The sequence below is a fragment of the Candidatus Sulfotelmatobacter sp. genome (assembly GCA_035498555.1).
In the GTDB taxonomy this organism is placed as follows: Bacteria; Eisenbacteria; RBG-16-71-46; order RBG-16-71-46; family RBG-16-71-46; genus DATKAB01.
This window is the reverse complement of record DATKAB010000063.1, coordinates 1-2,050: the sequence shown is the minus strand read 5'-3', so window position 1 is coordinate 2,050 and position 2,050 is coordinate 1. Positions and strand designations below refer to the sequence as shown.

Below are 2,050 nucleotides of genomic sequence, written 5' to 3'. Positions count from 1 at the left end.
ATCGACAAGCTCAAGAAGAAGCCGCACATCGTGGTCGGCTCGCCGGGGCGCATTCGTGACTTGATCGCGATGCGCAAGCTGAAGACGCCGGCGATTGGCGTCGTCGTCCTCGACGAGGCGGACCGGCTACTGCTCGACGAGAGCCTCCCCGACGTGCGCGCGATCATCCGGGCCACGCCGGCGGGGCGGCAGCTGGTCTTCGCGTCGGCGACCGAACCGGAGAGCGCGGAAGCGATCAAGACGCTCGCGCCCGGCGTAGTCATGCTGCGGACGGGAGCGGGCCCGGTGAACGAGAACATCGAACATGGCTACCTGGTGTGTGAGAAGCGCGACAAGCCCGATGTCCTGCGCAAACTACTGCACGCGCTGCCCCCCGGCCCCGCGATGGTCTTCGTCCACCGCAACGAAACGGCCGCGATGGTGGCGGCGAAACTCGCGCATCATCAGATCCCGGTGGCGAATCTTCATGCCGCCGCCGACAAGCGGGATCGCAAGCAGGCCATGGAGGACATTCGCAGCGGCCGGGTGCGCGCGCTGATCACGTCCGATGTGGCGGCGCGCGGGCTCGACATCGCGGGCGTCGCGAATATCGTCAATTTCGACGCGCCGACGCAGAGCAAGTCGTATCTGCATCGCGTGGGCCGCACCGGGCGCGCGGGGGCCAGGGGGTGGGCGACGACGCTGATGACCGCGGCCGAGGTGCGGCTGGTTTCCCGCTTCGAGAGCGAGCTCGGCATCGTGATGCATCACGTTCGCCTGCGCGAAGGCCGCCTGATCGCCGCCGGGAAGGATGGAGTCGCGGGCCCGCGTGGGCCCCGCCGCCTCGCGGCCGCGGCCGTTCCTCCGCGAACGGGGCCAACGGGACAGTAGAGACGAGAAGAGGCGTAAGTTGGTGCGCCGCGAAGGAATCGAACCTTCAACCTACTGATTAAGAGTCAGTTGCTCTGCCAATTGAGCTAGCGGCGCAGCACGTTCAGGCGCAGCGAGCGTGCGCGAAGAGCGGCGGCCAATCTACTGAGCGGCTCGCGGCGCGTCAAGCGCCGCCCATGCTATCCTGCCGCCCCCATTCCACCACCAGGAGGATTCGTTGTCGCTTTCGCCGCCGCGGCCCAACTCGTTCCGGTTGTTCGCGCTCTTCTGGACGCCGGTGCTCCTCTATCTGGTGGTGATCTTCGCCCTGAGCGCTCAGCCGCACCTCAAGGCGCCGCTTCCGTTCGAGAACGGCGACAAGATCTGCCATATGGCCGAGTATGGCGGGCTCGGCATCCTGATCGCGCGCGCACTGCGGGCCAGCTTTCGCCTTCGTCCCCTGGTGGTGGCCTCGCTGATCGTGGTCCTGATCGGCGCCGTGGTCGGCGCCTCGGACGAGACCTTTCAGCGCTTCGTCCCCGGCCGCGATTCGAGCGTCTACGACTGGCTCGCGGACGTGACCGGGCTGATCTTCGGGCAGATCGTGTACCTGCTCTTTGCGCATGACTGAGTCTCCTCGGGTTCTCCGAGCCGGTGGGCGGGGCGCGCCATGGGCCTGAAATTCCAGGCGCCGCGCGGCACGCGTGACTTGCTCCCCGACGAGATCGCGCGCTGGCAGTGGGTCGAGGCGCGCGCGCGAGAAGTGCTCGGCCGCTATCGCTACCGCGAGATCCGCACCCCGATCTTCGAGGAATTCGAGCTGTTCGCTCGCACTTCGGGCGAATCCTCGGACGTCGTGCAGAAGGAGATGTATCGCTTCAAGGACCTCGGTGATCGCGATCTCGCGCTGCGTCCCGAGAACACCGCCGGGGTCGGACGCGCCTATCTCGAGCACGGCCTCGCCGGCCAGGGGCGCGTTCATCGCCTGTGGTACCTGGGGCCGATGTTCCGCTACGGCCGTCCACAAAAGGGACGCTATCGCCAATTCTGGCAGGTGGGCGCGGAGATCATCGGCACGCCGGCCCCGGGCGCCGACGTCGAGATGATCAACCTGTTCGTGGATCTGTTCGAAGCCTGGGGCTTCCGCGATCTGGTGGTGGCGATGAACAGCGTCGGCACGCCGGCCTCGCGCCGCGCCTAC

General features: G+C 67.3%; 3 protein-coding genes and 1 tRNA gene. 3 read left to right on the top strand and 1 reads right to left on the bottom strand.

The window, feature by feature from the left end; translation table 11 throughout:
- Positions 1 to 870 (top strand): DEAD/DEAH box helicase (locus VMJ70_05970; GenBank protein ID HTO90660.1); only part of this gene is annotated, 870 nt, incomplete at its 5' end.
- A 20-nt stretch (positions 871 to 890) separates the two neighbouring features.
- Here VMJ70_05970 and VMJ70_05965 read toward each other — a convergent pair.
- Positions 891 to 966 (bottom strand) — tRNA-Lys (locus VMJ70_05965).
- A 121-nt stretch (positions 967 to 1,087) separates the two neighbouring features.
- On the opposite strand from VMJ70_05965, the gene VMJ70_05960 reads away from it, so the two are divergent.
- Positions 1,088 to 1,480: a VanZ family protein gene (locus VMJ70_05960; GenBank protein ID HTO90659.1), complete on the top strand. Its 393-nt coding sequence runs from the start codon at positions 1,088 to 1,090 to the stop codon at positions 1,478 to 1,480.
- A gap of 39 nt (positions 1,481 to 1,519) precedes the next feature.
- The coding region (locus tag VMJ70_05955; protein HTO90658.1) for an ATP phosphoribosyltransferase regulatory subunit at positions 1,520 to 2,050 on the top strand (531 nt) is incomplete at its 3' end.